The sequence below is a fragment of the Streptomyces sp. NPDC003042 genome, from assembly GCF_053591315.1.
The window spans coordinates 86,908-102,510 of the sequence record NZ_JBSFTP010000005.1; the positions used below are offsets into that span (position 1 = coordinate 86,908).

Genomic DNA, 15,603 nt, shown 5'->3' on the forward strand with positions numbered 1-15,603 from the left:
ACCCTAAGGGCTGCCGGCGTCAGCGGGTCAGTGCCAGCGACGTCAGCTGTGCCACACCCCAGCTCAGTGGTACGCACACGGCCAGCAGCGCGGTGACCCGCAAGGTCGCGGCCGTACGCAGGACCGCGCCCGGTGTGCCCAGCTCGACCAGGGTCGCCCGGACGGCGGATCGGGCCTGCCGGGATTCGACGGCCGATGTGAGAAGGGTCGCGCCCGCGCACAGAGCCACCAACGCGGCGGCCGGTCCCGTCAGCGGACCCAGCGGGACGAGCGGCCCGGTCTCGCCCCCCAGGGCCACGGCGGTGAGGGCTGCCGCTCCGACGGCGCACAGCACCCCGAGGGGCCGGCCCAGCCGGGGCGCCTCCTCCTGCAGGGCCCGTCCGGCCAGCAGCCGCAGGGCACCCGGGCGGACGGCCTGGACGAGGGTTCCGCAGGCGTAGGCCAGTCCGGGCCCGGCGAGGGCGAGGCCGGCCGCGATCAGGGCCCAGCCCGCCGGCATCGCCGGCCCGCCCCGACCGGCGTACGCCTCGACGGTGAGCCCGCACGCGGTGAGCGCCACGCCCCAGGGCACCCCGGTCTGGGGACTCACCCCGGCTTCGGCGGGGCGCGGACGCAGGGCGAGGGCCGTCGCGGCGGAGGCCGTCAGCGGGATCAGGGCCAGGAGGGTGAGGGCGCCCGCCACCGGCAGCGGCTGGTCGGCGTGCAGGAGTTGGGCCCCGGCGCCGTCGAACGGGAGCCCGGTGACGTCGCCCCGCAGGTGCAGGAACACGGCCAGGGCCACGGCGCTGCCGAGGGTGCAGGCGATGGCGGTGGAAACGGCCGCGACCAGAGTGAGCCGTACGGGTCCCAGCCCGGCGGCGTCCAGCCCCTCGCGGGGCCGGGTCGCGGGGTCGGTCCGGGCCACGGCCACCGCGAACTGGACGGTGACGGCGAGCGGCACCAGCGCCCACAGCAGGCGAGGGAACGATCCGGCGGGCCGCCAGGTCGCCTCGGCGAGGACGTACAGCAGCAGGAATCCGCTACCGGCCGAGGCGGCGGCGACCAGCAGCCGGCGCAGCTGGACGAGGGGCCGCGAGCCGCGGACTAGGCGGAGAGCGAGCACGCGGCCTGGTCCTCCGTCGTCCGGGGGGAGGCGGCTGCCGCGGCGCCCGCCGGGCGACCGTCGAGCAGGGCCAGGCTGCGGTCGGCGGCGGCCGCGGTCTCCTCGTCGTGGGTGGCCAGCAGCACGGTGATCTCGTGCGAGCGTGCCGCGGTGGTCAGCGTACGGAGCAGCAGCGCGCGCTCGGCCCGGTGCAGCGGGGCCGTCGGCTCGTCGGCGAAGAGCACCGAGGGCTCGGCGACCAGCGCCCTGGCCAGGGCGACGCGCTGGGACTCGGCCCGGTTCAGGGCGGCGGGGCGTTTGCGGGCGAAGGCGCCGATGTCGAGGCGCTCCAGCCATTCGCAGGCGGCGTGTTTGGCGGCGCGGTGGGAGGCACCGGCGATCAGCAGCGGCAGGGCCGCGTTCTCCCAGACCTTGAGCTCGGGCAGCAGCTGCGGCTCGGGCCCGATCCAGGCGAACCGGTCGCGGCGCAGCCGCTCGCGGGACAGGGTGCCCATCTTGTGGACGGGGAGGCTGTTGAACCAGACCTCGCCCTGCTCGGGGACGAGCTGTCCGGTCAGACAGCGCAGCAGGGTGGTCTTTCCGCTGCCGCGCGGGCCGGTGACGGCCACGATCTCACCTTGGCGGACGCCGACGCAGACCCCGACGAGGCCGGGCGAACCGTTGTGGGCGTAGTGAAGGGACCGCGCCCACAGCAGATCGTCCTGGGGCGGGGCACTGTCGGGTGCGGCAGAGTCCGGTGGAGCCACCATGGCGTACACCTCCGTCCGGGGGAACGAAGCGGAGCCCTTTCGGTCACTGGCGCCGCACTGAGATGTAAAGAGATGAACGTCTTGGATGGTGACAGCACACGGCCCGGACCCCCTGTTCTCACTCGAACAGCGGATCCGGGCCGTGTGGCCGGACGAGATGTGGCCGGCTGATCTGCGGCCGGCTGATCTCAGGACTGGCCTACAGCTTGGTCCACGCCTCGGTGAGCACCGAGCGCAGGATGCCCTCGATCTCGTCGAAGGTGCCCTGGTCCGCGATCAGCGGCGGGGCCAGCTGGATGACCGGGTCCCCACGGTCGTCGGCGCGGCAGTACAGGCCGGCGTCGAAGAGCGCCTTGGAGAGGAAGCCGTAGAGCACGCGCTCCGTCTCCTCGTCCGTGAAGGACTCCTTGGTGACCTTGTCCTTGACGAGCTCGATGCCGTAGAAGTAGCCGTTGCCGCGGACGTCACCGACGATCGGCAGGTCGTAGAGCTTCTCCAGCGTCGCGCGGAAGGCGTCCTCGTGGTCCAGCACGTGCTGGTTGAGGCCTTCCTTGTCGAAGATGTCGAGGTTGGCGATCGCCACCGCGGAGGACACCGGGTGTCCGCCGAAGGTGTAGCCGTGCAGGAAGGTGTTCTCACCCTTGTAGAACGGCTCGGCGAGGCGGTCCGAGATGATGCAGGCACCGATCGGGGAGTAGCCCGAGGTCATGCCCTTGGCACAGGTGATCATGTCCGGGACGTAGCCGAACTTGTCACAGGCGAACATCGTGCCGAGGCGGCCGAAGGCGCAGATCGTCTCGTCGGAGACGAGCAGCACGTCGTACTGGTCGCAGATCTCGCGGACCCGCTGGAAGTACCCGGGCGGCGGCGGGAAGCAGCCGCCGGCGTTCTGCACCGGCTCCAGGAAGACGGCCGCGACGGTGTCGGCGCCCTCGAAGAGGATCTCCTGCTCGATCTGGTCGGCGCACCAGCGGCCGTAGGCCTCGGGGTCGTCGCCGTAGATCGGGGCGCGGTAGATGTTGGTGTTCACTACCTTGTGCGCGCCGGGGACCAGCGGCTCGAAGGGGGCCTTCAGGGCCGGCAGTCCGGTGATGGACAGCGCGCCCTGCGGGGTGCCGTGGTAGGCGACCGCACGCGAGATGACCTTGTACTTGGTGTGCTTGCCCTGCAGCTTGAAGTACTGCTTGGCGAGCTTCCAGGCGGTCTCGACGGCCTCGCCGCCACCGGTGGTGAAGAAGACCTTGTTCAGGTCGCCCGGGGCGTAGTCGGCGAGGCGCTCGGCGAGCTCCACGGCCTTGGGGTGCGCGTACGACCAGATCGGGAAGAAGGCGAGTTCCTGCGCCTGCTTGTAGGCGACCTCGGCCAGTTCCTTGCGGCCGTGACCCGCGTTGACCACGAACAGTCCCGCGAGACCGTCGAGGTAGCGCTTGCCCTTGTCGTCCCAGATGTAGGTGCCCTCACCACGCACGATGGTGGGGACGGGTGCGTTCTCGTAGGACGACATGCGGGTGAAGTGCATCCACAGGTGGTCGTACGCGGTCTTGGAGAGGTCCTGGCTCACGGGCTATCGAGTTCCCCACATGTAGGTCTGCTTCTTCAGCTTCAGGTAAACGAAGCTTTCGGTTGATCGCACGCCGGGGAGCGTGCGGATCTTCTTGTTGATCGTTTCGAGCAGGTGGTCGTCGTCCTCGCAGACGATCTCCACCATCAGGTCGAACGACCCCGCGGTCATCACCACGTACTCGCACTCCGCCATGGAGGTGAGTGCGTCGGCCACCGGGTCGAGGTCTCCCTCGACGTTGATGCCGACCATGGCCTGCCGTCGCAGACCCACGGTGAGCGGGTCGGTGACGGCGACGATCTGCATGACGCCCTGGTCGAGCAGCTTTTGTACGCGCTGGCGTACAGCCGCCTCGGAGAGGCCGACGGCCTTGCCGATCGATGCATAGGGACGGCGGCCGTCCTCCTGCAGTTGCTCGATGATCGCCAGGGACACAGCATCGACCGAAGGGGACGGTTGTCTGTTCCTGGAATCTGCGCTTCGACTGACCACGACCTCACTGTGCACGAGGAGTCGTCTGTTCCGCAACCCGTAACCGATGTTATTCGTTGTGCACCATCTTAGATTCCACGGATTTCGTAGTTCATGGCGTCCGGCTCTGTCGAAAGCGTCGGCTGAGACGCTAGGCTTGGGTTTCGTCTCAACCGTTGGACATGTGATCAGGAGTGTGGCTGTAGTGACCAGCGAACTGCGTCGTCTGCGCAACTACATCGGTGGGGAGTTCAAGGACGCCGCCGACGGGCGGACCACCGAGGTGGTCAACCCCGCCACGGGTGAGGCGTACGCGACGGCCCCGCTGTCCGGACAGGCCGACGTGGACGCCGCCATGGCCGCCGCGGCCGCCGCCTTCCCGGGCTGGCGCGACACCACCCCCGCCGAGCGGCAGAAGGCCCTGCTCAAGATCGCGGACGCCTTCGAGGCGCGCGCGGACGAGCTGGTCGCCGCCGAGTCGGAGAACACCGGCAAGCCGCTCGGCCTGACGGCCAGCGAGGAGCTGCCGCCGATGGTGGACCAGATCCGCTTCTTCGCGGGCGCCGCCCGCCTGCTGGAGGGCCGTTCGGCCGGCGAGTACATGGAGGGGATGACCTCGATCATCCGCCGTGAGCCCGTCGGTGTCTGCGCCCAGGTCGCGCCGTGGAACTACCCGATGATGATGGCCGTGTGGAAGTTCGCCCCGGCCATCGCCGCGGGCAACACCGTGGTCCTCAAGCCCTCGGACACCACCCCGGCCTCCACCGTCCTGATGGCGGAGATCATCGACTCGGTCCTGCCCAAGGGCGTCTTCAACGTCATCTGCGGTGACCGCGAGACCGGCAAGGCCATGGTCGAGCACTCCACCCCGGCGATGGCCTCCATCACCGGCTCCGTGCGCGCGGGCATGCAGGTCGCCGAGAGCGCCTCGAAGGACGTCAAGCGCGTCCACCTGGAGCTCGGCGGCAAGGCCCCGGTCGTCGTCTTCGAGGACGCCGACATCGCCAAGGCCGTCGAGGACATCGCGGTCGCCGGTTACTTCAACGCAGGCCAGGACTGCACGGCCGCCACGCGCGTGCTCGTGCACGAGTCGATCCACGACGAGTTCGTGACCGCGCTCGCCAAGGCCGCCGCCGACACCAAGACCGGCCAGCCGGACGACGAGGACGTGCTGTACGGCCCGCTGAACAACCCGAACCAGCTCAAGCAGGTCGCGGGCTTCATCGAGCGCCTCCCCGCACACGCCAAGGTCGAGGCGGGCGGCCACCGGGTCGGCGAGAAGGGCTACTTCTACGCCCCGACCGTGGTCTCCGGTCTGAAGCAGGACGACGAGATCATCCAGAACGAGGTCTTCGGCCCCGTCATCACCGTCCAGTCCTTCACCGACGAGGCGCAGGCCCTGGAGTACGCGAACGGAGTCGAGTTCGCCCTCGCCTCCTCGGTGTGGACCAAGAACCACGGCCGCGCGATGCGGATGTCCAAGAACCTCGACTTCGGCTGCGTGTGGATCAACACCCACATTCCGCTCGTCGCCGAGATGCCCCACGGCGGCTTCAAGAAGTCCGGCTACGGCAAGGACCTCTCCGCCTACGGCTTCGAGGACTACACCCGCATCAAGCACGTGATGACCTCGCTCGACGGCTGATCGGCCGCATCGATCCCAGCACGGCCGCGGCGGGGGGGCGGTGGACGGAAACGTTCACCGCCCTCCCCGTTCGCGTGCCGACCCGGGTCCCCGTCCCCGCTAGCGGCTGAAGGCCGCCATGATGATGCCGAAGGCCACCGGGTTCATGTCCTGGCCCTTGGCGTTGGTGGAGTTCACCGAATAGACCAGGGTGCGGGAGAGGTCGCGGGTCGCGCCTATAGCGGTGTTGTAGCCGTGCCGGCCACCCGACTTGCCCCAGGCCACCGTGCCGTCGGGTAGCACGATCTTCGACAGTCCCGCCGTCATCGCGGCGGGCTTGCCGCTCGCGAAGTCCTTCACCGCCGGTACCGTGAACATCTCCTCCACCTGGTCCTTCGGCACGACCCGGCCGCTGAACAGGGCCGTCGTGAACCGCTCAAGATCGGCGGTGGTCGAGATGATGTCGCCCGCCGCCCACCGGTCCGAGGAGTTCCACTCGGTCACGTCACGCAGCTCGGTCGAGCCGTCGGCCTTCTCCACCGCCTGGTAGCCCCGGTTGTGCGGCCCGTGGATCCTCGTCTGCGTCCGGCCGGGGAACGAGGTGTGGCGCAGGCCCAGCGGCTTCAGGATCCGCCGGCCGACCGCCTTCTCGTACGTCGTGCCCGTCACTTCCTCGATCAGCACACCCAGCACCGTGTAGTTGATGTTCAGATAGTGCTGGGCCGTGCCGGGGGTGAACTCAGCTCCCTTGCCCAGGGCGTTCGCGATCTGCTCGCGAGGATCCGTCACATCGAAGCGGTGCTCCCACTGGGACTCGAAGCCGTCGCCCGGCCCGTCCGCCGCCGGGATACCGCTGGTGTGGTTGAGCAACTGCCGGACGGTGACCGTCTCGTAGGCCTCCGGTACGACCTCGGGCAGGTACTGCCGCGCCGGCCTGTCCAGGTCCACGCGCCCCTCGGCCGCCAGTTGCAGCACCACCGCCGCGGTGAAGACCTTGGTCACCGATCCCGCCCGGAACCGGCCCTGCTCGACGGCCTCACGCCCGGTGTGGATGTCCGCGACACCGGAACTCCCCTGCCAGCGGCCGCCCGTACCGCCCACCCGCACCAGCGCCGCCGTCGCGTCCTTGTTCCGCGCGCCGAGGCCCGCGATCGCCTTCTCCAGCGCCGCCACATCGAGTGTGGTCGGCGGGGCGGCGAAGGCGACCGGGGCGACATCGGGGGCGGAGGTCGAAGGCGTCGGCGCCGCGTGGGCGGCGGCCGCCGGTGCGGACGCGATGCCCAGAACCAGGGCGGCGGCGATCAGCGTGCGCGTGCGTGCGTTCATGATGGATCCCCCTGTGAGTTCACCGGGCCACTGCGGCCCCGATGACTCCATGCTCCTGCTCAGAGGCCTCGTCGCGGATCACCGAAGAGAGGGATCTTCACCGGTGCGACAACTCACCGGCGTGAGGGAGGCGACACGCCGCATCTCACTCTCCAGAGGGAGGACCACCGGCGGGAGGCACGGTTCCGGCCGCGATCAGACCCGTCTCATAGGCGCAGATCACCGCCTGGATCCGGTCCCGCAGACCCAGCTTCGCCAGCACATGGCCCACATGCGACTTCACCGTGTGCTCGCTCACCACCAGCGCGGCCGCGATCTCCGCGTTCGACAGCCCCCGCCCCAGGTGCAGCAGCGTCTCCCGCTCCCGCGCCGTCAGCACCTCCAGCCGCCGGGCCGAAAGCGCCTGAGAGGCAGCCGGCCGCGCCGTCGCCGCCGTGTACTCCTCGATCAGCCGCCGTGCCACCGAAGGCGCCAGCAGGGACTCGCCCGCCGCCACCACCCGTACCGCATGGACCAGGTCGTCCCGCCGTACGTCCTTCAGCAGGAAACCGCTCGCCCCCGCGTGCAGGGACTCGTACACGTACTCGTCCGAGTCGAAGGTGGTCAGCATGACCGTGCGGCACCCGCTCTCCGCGCAGATCGTCCGGCACGCCTCGATGCCGTCCAGCACCGGCATCCGGATGTCCAGCAACGCCACATCGGGCGAGAGCCGGCGCACCGCGTCCACCGCCGCCGCGCCGTCACCGACCTCCGCGACCACCTCGATGTCCTCCTGCACGTCCAGGATCATCGCGAAGCCGCTGCGCACCAGCTCCTGGTCGTCGGCCACCACCACGCGGATCGTCAACGTCCCACCACCTCCGCCCGGGACGTTACTAGCCGCGCCTCCACGCGGAACCCCCGGCCGTCCGGTCCCGGCCCCGACCGCGCCGTACCCCCGTGCGCGGCCGCCCGCTCGCTGATGCCGACCAGACCGTGTCCGCCCCCGGAGCCGCCCGTCGGGCCCCGCCCGTCGTCCGTCACCGTGATCGTCAGGGCCTCCGGCGCGTATTCCAGCGCCACCGTCACCCGCCGCGCGGCAGCGTGCTTCACGACATTCGTCAGGGCCTCCTGCACCACCCGGTAGACCGTCGTGTCGACCGCCGCGGCCAGCGCACGGGCCTCGCCCGCCGTCACGTACGCCACCTCGGGCCCGCCCAGCCGGACCCGCGCCAGCAGGGCGGGCAGCGCGGCCACCCCCGGCTGCGGTTCGCGCGGAGCAGGCCCCTCCTCACGCAGCACCCCGAGCATCGTGCGCAGCTGGACCATCGCGTCGCGCCCCGTCTCGGCGATCGCCTCGAAGGCCGCCTCGGCCCGCTCGGGGGCCCGCCGTACCGCCACCGGACCGGCTTCCGCCTGCACGATCATGATGCTGACCGCGTGCGACAGGATGTCGTGCATCTCCCGCGCGATCCGGGCACGTTCCCGGGCGGCCGCCTGCTCCGCCTCGATCCGGTTCGCCCGCTCCAGCTGCTCCGCCCGGTCCTCGACGGCCTCCGTGTAGGCCTGCCGCGTGTACTGGAGGCGCCCCAGGGCGTACGCGGCGGTCGCGCAGAACCCCGTGAAGAACAGCTCCCGGGCGCTACCCGACCGCAAGCCGACCGAGAGGACGAGCGCGAGCACGGTGCCGGCGCCGACCAGCGCCCGTACCCGTGCCGAACACTGCACGGCGACGGTGAAGAGGACGATCAGTCCGGCGTACGGCAGAGGTTGCCCGGGCCCGTCCAGGAACATCTTGTAGGCCGCGCCGACGGCCGTGGTCACCGCCAGCACGGCGACCGGAGCCCGGCGCCGCCAGAACAGCGGGAGCACCCCGAGCGTGGTCATCGCGTACGACGCCCACGTCACCGCCGGCAGTCCCGGTTCCCTCGGCAGCACGAACGGCATCGTGACGGCCAGCTGCACCAGCAGGGTGAGGCCAACGTCCACAGCCCACGGACCGGCCCGCCGCAGCCGCTCGGCCGGGGGCCGTATCACCGCGATGCCGCCGGGACGCCGAACTCGGCCCGTACGGCGGCCAGTACGTCCACCCGGTTCGTGGTGACGGAGTCGACCCCGGCCGAGACGAGTGCTCGCATCGACCGCCTGGTGTCCGGGGTCCACGCCGACACCAGCAGCCCGTCCCGGTGCAGGGCGTCCGTCAGCTCCCGGCTGACCAGCCCGAAACGGTAGTTGAGCCAGCGCGGGGCCACCGCGTCGATCAGCACCCGGCGCGGCGGCGACAGGGTGGTCCAGGTCAGCGCGATCTCCGCTTCCGGGTCGGCGGCGCGCACGGCGAGCATGGTGTTCGGGCCCGCGCAGTAGTACGTACGCTCGCGCGCCCCGCACTCGCGCACCAGGTCGACGACGGTCCGTACGGCCTCCGCCGTGGCGCCCGGCAGATCGATCATCAGCCGACCGGTGCCCGGCGCCGTCAGGGCGTCGCGCAGGGTCGGGATCCCGCCCTCCGCCAGTTCCTTCAGCTGCGGGGCCGTGACGGCGTCGAGGCGCACGTCATGGCCCCACAGCCGCCGGAGGGTGTCGTCGTGGAGGAGGACCGGCACCCCGTCACGGGTCAGCCGTACGTCGACCTCCACCGCGTCGGCCCCGCGCGCGAAGGCGGAGCGGAGGGAGGCGAGGGTGTTCTCGCGGACACGGTAGGGATCGCCGCGGTGGGCGACGGCAGTCAGGGTGCGCATGCCCTCATTCTCCGGGTCGGCGGGATCAAGGGGTGTCAGCGTGCGAGCCAGCGCTCGGTGTACGTGTCGATCTCCGCGCTGAGCTTCGTCTTGCCGGCGGGGTCCAGGAAGGAGGCCTCGACGGCGTTCTTCGCGAGCTGGGCGAGCCCGCGCTCGTCCAGCTCGAGGAGCCGGGCGGCGACCGCGTACTCGTTGTTCAGGTCGGAGCCGAACATCGGCGGGTCGTCGCTGTTGATGGTGACGAGCACGCCCGCGGCGACCATCTCCTTGACCGGGTGCCGGTCCAGGTCCGTCACCACGCGGGTGGCCAGGTTGGAGGTCGGGCAGACCTCCAGCGCGATGCGGTGCTCGGCGAGGTAGGCGAGGAGTTCCGGGTCCTGGCTGGCACTGGTGCCGTGGCCGATCCGTTCGGCGCCCAGCTCGCGGATGGCGTCCCAGATCGTCTCCGGGCCGGTGGTCTCGCCCGCGTGCGGGACGCTGTGCAGGCCGGCGGCGCGCGCCCGGTCGAAGTACGGCTTGAACTGCGGGCGCGGGACGCCGATCTCCGGGCCGCCGAGGCCGAAGGAGACCAGGCCCTCGGGGCGCAGGTCGAGGGCGAGGCGGGCGGTCTCGGAGGCGGCGGCCGGGCCGGCCTCGCCCGGGATGTCGAAGCACCAGCGCAGGATGACGCCCAGCTCGGACTCGGCCGCCTTGCGGGCGTCCTCGATGGCCTCCATGAAGGCCTTCTCGTCGATGCCGCGGCGGGTGGAGGAGTACGGGGTGATGGTCAGTTCGGCGTAGCGGATGTTCTGCCGGGCCATGTCGCGGGCGACCTCGAAGGTCAGCAGCCGGACGTCCTCGGGGGTGCGGACCAGGTCCACGACCGACAGGTACACGTCGATGAAGTGGGCGAAGTCGGTGAAGGTGAAGTAGTCGGCCAGCGCCTCGGGGTCGGTCGGGACCTTCGAGTCGGGGTGGCGGGAGGCGAGTTCGGCCACGATGCGCGGGGACGCCGAACCGACGTGGTGGACATGGAGTTCGGCCTTGGGCAGCCCCGCGATGAAGGGGTGCAGGTCGGACATGGGTGCCTCCGGGAGGACGCGGGTGCGGTCAGATCGGCTTCATCGTAGGCAGCCCCGGGGAGTGTCGGTGGCTGCGTCTAGCATGGCTGTACGAGAGGGGGGCGCCGTATGACCGACCACAGCCCTGAGCCGAGGGACCCGTGGGCGCCGCCCGAGCGGCCGGCGGTGGAGCTGGGCAAGACGCAGGGGGAGCCCGGTACACAGGGCGCACCGGCAGGGCCCCCCGGAATGCCGCCAGGGCCGTCGGCGCCGTCGCTGCACGAGCACCCGACGATCACGGACATGCCGGGCGCTGCTCCGGCCGGCCCCGCCTCCGGGCCGTACACGCCGCCCCCGATACCGGGGCCCGGTCACGGGACGACGGCCGCCTACGGGTACCCGGCGCAGCCGGATCCCGGCGGATACGGCTACCCGGGCCCGCCGGCGCCTCCCGCCCAGCCCGGATACGCCGGTTATCCGGCGGGCTGGACCGGAGGCGCCGGCGGGTACCCGCCCCCGATGCGGCCGGCGGACAACGGCTTCGGGATCACCGCGCTGGTGCTCGGCATCATCGCGGTGGTCAGCTGCATCACGGTGTTCGGCGCGCTCGCGCTCGGCATCGCGGCGGTCGTCTTCGGAGCCCTGGGCAGGGGCAAGGCGAGCCGCGGCGAAGCCACCAACGGCGGGATGGCCCTGGCGGGCATCATCCTCGGCGCGGTGGGCATCGCGCTGGGCGCCGTCATGGCACTGCTCTTCCTCCTCGGCCCCATCTTGGAGGAGTCCGAAAGCGACGACTACGAGTACGAGGACCCGAGCTCGGTGTCGCAGGTGCACGAGCCGGCTGCCCGGCCCGCGCGGGTCTGACACCCGCAGCCGCCGCCGCGCCCCGGCCTGAGCCCCGCCCGGTCGGCCCTCAGGCCGGGGCGGCGCTCAACAGCGTGGGCACCATGTACTCCCCGCCCGGCCCGCTGCGCGGGACCGGCACCCAGACCAGCCCGACCATCCGGGGACAGTCGCACTCCAGGTGCCCGTCGACGCCCAGTCGGGGCTCCCCGGGCGCGACCTCCACACGGAAGCAGCCGGTCCACCCCGACGGGTACGGCGCCTCGTACGCGTACCGCACCTCCAGGGCGCGCAGCCCGGTCTCCTCGGCCACCTCGCGCCGGACGGCGTCCAGCGGCGTCTCCCCGCTCTCCACCCCGCCGCCCGGCAGCGTCCAGTACTCCGGTCCGTCGTGCAGACCGGAAGGCCCCCTGCCGCGCTCGCGCACCATCAGCACGCACCCGTCCCGGATGATGACGGCGGCCACCCGGCGGCGCTCCGGCGCGTTCAAGCGGTCTCCTCCCGCAGCCGGTCGCGGGCCTCCATCAGCGCGAACCCGAGCAGATTCAGCCCGCGCCAGCGTGCCGGGTCCAGGGCCCGCTCGTCGTCGGCCGCGAGGCCGATGCCCCAGATCCGGTCCACGGGGCTCGCCTCCACCAGCACCCGCGACCCCGTGCCCAGCAGGTACGCGCGCAGGGCCGGGTCGGAGCCGAACTTGTGCACGCTGCCCTCCACGACCAGCGCGAACCGCTCCCGCTCCCATATCGCTTCGTCGAAGCCGCGCACGAGCCGCCCGGCCTTCTTCGCCTCCGCCGGGCTCCGCGCCTCCAGGGCGGCGCGCTCCGCCTCCGGGTCCCCGAACAGCCGCGCCTTGCCGGCCATCATCCAGTGCTCGGCCGTGGCGTAGCGGACTTCGCCGACCGTGAAGGCGGACGGCCACCACTGACTGAGACAGCTCGGTCCGATCCTCCCGCCGGGCTGCGCCCGGTGCCCCCAGAACGGCAGATACTTGACCCGCTCACCACGCCTGACCTGCTCGATCAGCTTGTTCGTCAGCTCCATGCACGCGAGTCTGACAGTCACCACTGACACTTCGTACGGGATTCCGGGCGTGCCTCGACACATGGTCGACCGATTCCGTCGCGTAATCAAAAGGCAACAACGGAATCACTTGGCGGAGGGTCCCACCTCTGCCAGGATCGGCACTCAATTCGAGCTGTAGCTACGGAGAGCGTGAGAGCGTGATGGGTAACCGCTTCCAGGTCAAGGACCGCTTCGCAGACGGCGCGCAGTACATCGACGGCCGGCTGAGGTCCGGCACCTCGGGGCGTTCGCACACCGTGGTCGACCCCGCCACCGGCCAGGACGTCCTCACCTACGAGCTCGCCGGTACGGCGGACGTGGACGAGGCCGTCGCCGCCGCCCGGCGGGCCTTCCCGGCCTGGTCCGCCGCCACCCCCGGCGAGCGGTCGGACGCGCTGCACCGGCTGGCCGCCGTACTGGCCGAGCAGGCCGAGGACTTCGCGTACGCCGAGTCCCTCCAGTGCGGCAAGCCGCTCAAGCTGTCGACGGAGTTCGACGTACCGGGGACCATCGACAACACCGCCTTCTTCGCGGGCGCGGCCCGCCATCTCCAGGGCCAGGCGGCCGCCGAGTACTCGGGCGACCACACCTCCTACGTACGCCGCGAGGCCATCGGCGTGGTGGGCTCCATCGCGCCCTGGAACTATCCGCTCCAGATGGCGGCCTGGAAGATCCTCCCGGCCATCGCCGCGGGCAACACCATCGTCCTGAAGCCGGCCGAACTCACCCCGCTGACCTCCCTGATGTTCGCTCAGGCGGCCAAGGCCGCGGGGCTGCCCGACGGCGTGATCAACATCGTCACCGGCGCCGGGCGGGAGGCGGGCGAGCACCTGGTCGGCCACCCCGACGTGGTCATGACCTCCTTCACCGGCTCCACCGCCGTCGGCAAGCGGGTCGCCGAGATCGCCACCGCCACCGTCAAGCGGCTCCACCTGGAGCTCGGCGGCAAGGCCCCCTTCCTCGTCTTCGACGACGCCGACCTGGAGGCCGCCGCCCACGGCGCCGTCGCCGCCTCCCTCATCAACAGCGGCCAGGACTGCACGGCCGCCACCCGCGCCTACGTCCAGCGCCCCCTGCACGACGCCTTCGTCGCCCGCGTCGCCGAGCTGATGGAAACCGTCCGCCTGGGCGATCCCTTCGCGGCCGGCACCGACCTCGGCCCTCTGGTCTCCCACGCCCAGCGCGACCGGGTCGCCGGTTTCGTCGAGCGCGCCCGCGCCTACGCCACCGTCGTCACCGGCGGCGAGATCCCGCAAGCCGGGGAAGGGCAGTTCAGCCTCACCGCGGGCGCGTACTACCGGCCGACCCTGATCGCGGGCGCCGCGCAGGACAGCGAGGTCGTCCAGTCGGAGATCTTCGGCCCGGTCCTGGTCGTCCTGCCCTTCGACACCGACGACGAGGGCCTCGCGCTGGCCAACGACACCCCGTACGGGCTCGCGGCCTCCGCCTGGAGCCGGGACCTCTACCGGGCGAACCGCGCCACCCGCGAGCTGAAGGCCGGCTGCGTGTGGGTCAACGACCACATTCCGATCATCAGCGAGATGCCCCACGGCGGTTACAAGGCGAGCGGCTTCGGAAAGGACATGAGTTCCTACTCCTTCGAGGAGTACACGCAGGTCAAGCACGTGATGTACGACAACACCGCGGTGGCGGCCAAGGACTGGCACCGCACCATCTTCGGGGACCGCACCTGACGACACGCGGCCACCGCCGCTTGGCAACCAGCCGCCCGACCAGCGGCGCACCCATCCCGAAAGGGCAATGCGCATGGAGCAGTTCGAGCCCGACCGCCTCTCGGAGGCGCAACTCACCGCGATGCGACGCAGTCTCACGAGCGGGCGCGGCGCCCTCACCCGCCGCTCCCTGCTGCGCGCCTCCGGAGTCGGGGCGCTCACCCTCGGCGGCCTGTCCGCCCTCACCGCCTGCGGCATCCCGCCCGCCAAGCGCGAGGGTCAAGCGGCGGTCTCCGACGACCACTCGGCGCAGGAGAAGGACGTCGTCTTCTCCAACTGGACCGAGTACATGGACACCAGCGAGGACGAGAAGTCGCGTCCCACGCTGGAGGAGTTCACCAAGCGGACCGGTATCGAGGTCAAGTACACCGAGGACATCAACGACAACGTCGAGTTCTTCGGCAAGATCCGCCCGCAGCTCGCGGCCGGCCAGGACACCGGCCGCGACCTGATCGTCGTCACCGACTGGCTCGCCGCCCGCATCATCCGGCTCGGCTGGGCGCAGCGGCTGGACCCCGCCCACCTCCCGCACGCCTACGCCAACCTCTCCCCGCAGTTCCGCAGCCCCGACTGGGATCCGGGCCGCGCGTTCAGCTACCCGTGGACCGGCATATCCACCGTCATCGCCTACAACTCCAAGGCCACCGAGGGCAGGACGGTCGACTCGGTCAGCCAGATGCTGGACGACCCCACCCTCAAGGGCCGTGTCGGCTTCCTCACGGAGATGCGCGACAGCGTCGGCATGACCATGATCGACCAGGGCAAGGATCCGGCGAAGTTCACCGCCGCCGACTTCGACGAAGCCGTCGGCCGCCTCCAGAAGGGCGTGGACAAGAACCAGATCCGCCGCTTCACCGGCAACGACTACACCGCCGACCTCGACAAGGGCGACCTCGCGGCCTGTCTCGCCTGGGCGGGCGACGTCATCCAGCTCCAGGCCGGCAACCCGGACATCAAGTACGTCATCCCGTCGGCGGGTTACATCACCTCCAGCGACAACCTGCTGGTCCCCGCCAAGGCCCGGCACAAGGCCAACGCCGAGAAGCTCATCGACTACTACTACGAGCTCCCGGTGGCCGCCCAGCTGGCCGCCTTCATCAGCTACGTCTGCCCCGTCGAGGGCGTCAAGGACGAGCTCGCCAAGATCGATCCGGCGCTCGCGGACAACACCCTCATCGTCCCGGACAAGGCGATGACCGCCAAGTCCCACGCCTTCCGCTCCCTCAGCGGCGAGGAAGAGACGGCGTTCGAGGAGAAGTTCGCCAAGCTCATCGGTGCCTAGCGCCTAGCGCCAGCGCCTGGCGCCTGGCGCTAACGCCTGGCGCCCGGAGCCCCGCGGCGGCCGCGGGGGACCGGCGGCGCAGCCGCCACCCAC

The 15,603-nt window shown here is 71.1% G+C and carries 15 protein-coding genes; 4 read left to right on the forward strand and 11 right to left on the reverse strand.

The features are described 5' to 3' along the window. Positions 1-19: 19 nt before the first annotated feature. From ACWDYJ_RS04560 to ACWDYJ_RS04575, 4 genes are all read right to left on the reverse strand, one after another. Positions 20-1,102: a hypothetical protein gene (locus ACWDYJ_RS04560; RefSeq protein ID WP_451563971.1), complete on the reverse strand. Its 1,083-nt coding sequence runs from the start codon at positions 1,100-1,102 to the stop codon at positions 20-22. Further along, the gene (locus tag ACWDYJ_RS04565) at positions 1,084-1,851 is read right to left on the reverse strand and encodes an ABC transporter ATP-binding protein (RefSeq protein WP_451563972.1); all 768 of its coding nucleotides are present in this window, start codon (positions 1,849-1,851) and stop codon (positions 1,084-1,086) included. The genes ACWDYJ_RS04560 and ACWDYJ_RS04565 overlap by 19 nt, the downstream gene beginning before the upstream one ends. 199 nt (positions 1,852-2,050) lie before the next feature. After that, positions 2,051-3,412, reverse strand: a complete 1,362-nt coding sequence (locus tag ACWDYJ_RS04570) for an aspartate aminotransferase family protein (RefSeq protein ID WP_451563973.1) — start codon at positions 3,410-3,412, stop codon at positions 2,051-2,053. A 3-nt stretch (positions 3,413-3,415) separates the two neighbouring features. Next, positions 3,416-3,919 (reverse strand): Lrp/AsnC family transcriptional regulator, encoded by a 504-nt coding sequence (locus tag ACWDYJ_RS04575; RefSeq protein ID WP_033222960.1) that lies wholly within the window; start codon positions 3,917-3,919, stop codon positions 3,416-3,418. 169 nt (positions 3,920-4,088) lie between these two features. Here ACWDYJ_RS04575 and ACWDYJ_RS04580 point away from each other — a divergent pair, with 169 nt between their 5' ends. Next, positions 4,089-5,528 carry a gamma-aminobutyraldehyde dehydrogenase gene (locus tag ACWDYJ_RS04580; protein ID WP_451563974.1) on the forward strand — a complete coding sequence of 480 codons (1,440 nt, stop codon included), beginning with the start codon at positions 4,089-4,091 and terminating at the stop codon, positions 5,526-5,528. Between the two features lie 99 nt (positions 5,529-5,627). On the opposite strand, the gene ACWDYJ_RS04585 is transcribed toward ACWDYJ_RS04580, so the two are convergent. From ACWDYJ_RS04585 to ACWDYJ_RS04605, 5 genes are all read right to left on the reverse strand, one after another. After that, positions 5,628-6,833 (reverse strand): serine hydrolase domain-containing protein, encoded by a 1,206-nt coding sequence (locus ACWDYJ_RS04585; protein WP_451563975.1) that lies wholly within the window; start codon positions 6,831-6,833, stop codon positions 5,628-5,630. A gap of 145 nt (positions 6,834-6,978) precedes the next feature. Next, positions 6,979-7,680, reverse strand: coding sequence for a response regulator transcription factor (locus ACWDYJ_RS04590; protein ID WP_451563976.1), 702 nt, complete (start codon positions 7,678-7,680; stop codon positions 6,979-6,981). Next, the gene (locus ACWDYJ_RS04595) at positions 7,677-8,849 is read right to left on the reverse strand and encodes a sensor histidine kinase (protein WP_451563977.1); all 1,173 of its coding nucleotides are present in this window, start codon (positions 8,847-8,849) and stop codon (positions 7,677-7,679) included. The genes ACWDYJ_RS04590 and ACWDYJ_RS04595 overlap by 4 nt, the downstream gene beginning before the upstream one ends. After that, a complete protein-coding gene (locus ACWDYJ_RS04600) occupies positions 8,846-9,550 on the reverse strand; it encodes a glycerophosphodiester phosphodiesterase (protein ID WP_451563978.1) in 705 nt (234 codons plus the stop codon). Before ACWDYJ_RS04600 ends, ACWDYJ_RS04595 begins: the two co-directional genes overlap by 4 nt. A gap of 35 nt (positions 9,551-9,585) precedes the next feature. Continuing rightward, positions 9,586-10,611: an adenosine deaminase gene (locus ACWDYJ_RS04605; protein WP_451563979.1), complete on the reverse strand. Its 1,026-nt coding sequence runs from the start codon at positions 10,609-10,611 to the stop codon at positions 9,586-9,588. A 108-nt stretch (positions 10,612-10,719) separates the two neighbouring features. On the opposite strand from ACWDYJ_RS04605, the gene ACWDYJ_RS04610 reads away from it, so the two are divergent. Further along, a complete protein-coding gene (locus ACWDYJ_RS04610; protein WP_451563980.1) occupies positions 10,720-11,454 on the forward strand; it encodes a DUF4190 domain-containing protein in 735 nt (244 codons plus the stop codon). A gap of 49 nt (positions 11,455-11,503) precedes the next feature. Here ACWDYJ_RS04610 and ACWDYJ_RS04615 read toward each other — a convergent pair whose 3' ends face one another. Both ACWDYJ_RS04615 and ACWDYJ_RS04620 read right to left on the reverse strand, forming a co-directional pair. Then, positions 11,504-11,923, reverse strand: a complete 420-nt coding sequence (locus tag ACWDYJ_RS04615; protein WP_451563981.1) for an NUDIX hydrolase — start codon at positions 11,921-11,923, stop codon at positions 11,504-11,506. Further along, positions 11,920-12,474: an NADAR family protein gene (locus ACWDYJ_RS04620; RefSeq protein ID WP_451563982.1), complete on the reverse strand. Its 555-nt coding sequence runs from the start codon at positions 12,472-12,474 to the stop codon at positions 11,920-11,922. Before ACWDYJ_RS04620 ends, ACWDYJ_RS04615 begins: the two co-directional genes overlap by 4 nt. 182 nt (positions 12,475-12,656) lie before the next feature. Between ACWDYJ_RS04620 and ACWDYJ_RS04625 the strand changes: the two genes are divergently transcribed. Beyond that, entirely contained in the window at positions 12,657-14,189 is a 1,533-nt protein-coding gene (locus ACWDYJ_RS04625) for a gamma-aminobutyraldehyde dehydrogenase (RefSeq protein ID WP_451564040.1), read from the forward strand. A gap of 73 nt (positions 14,190-14,262) precedes the next feature. Then, complete coding sequence (locus ACWDYJ_RS04630) at positions 14,263-15,510, forward strand: polyamine ABC transporter substrate-binding protein (protein WP_451563983.1); 1,248 nt, start codon at positions 14,263-14,265, stop codon at positions 15,508-15,510. The last annotated feature ends 93 nt before the right edge of the window (positions 15,511-15,603 follow it).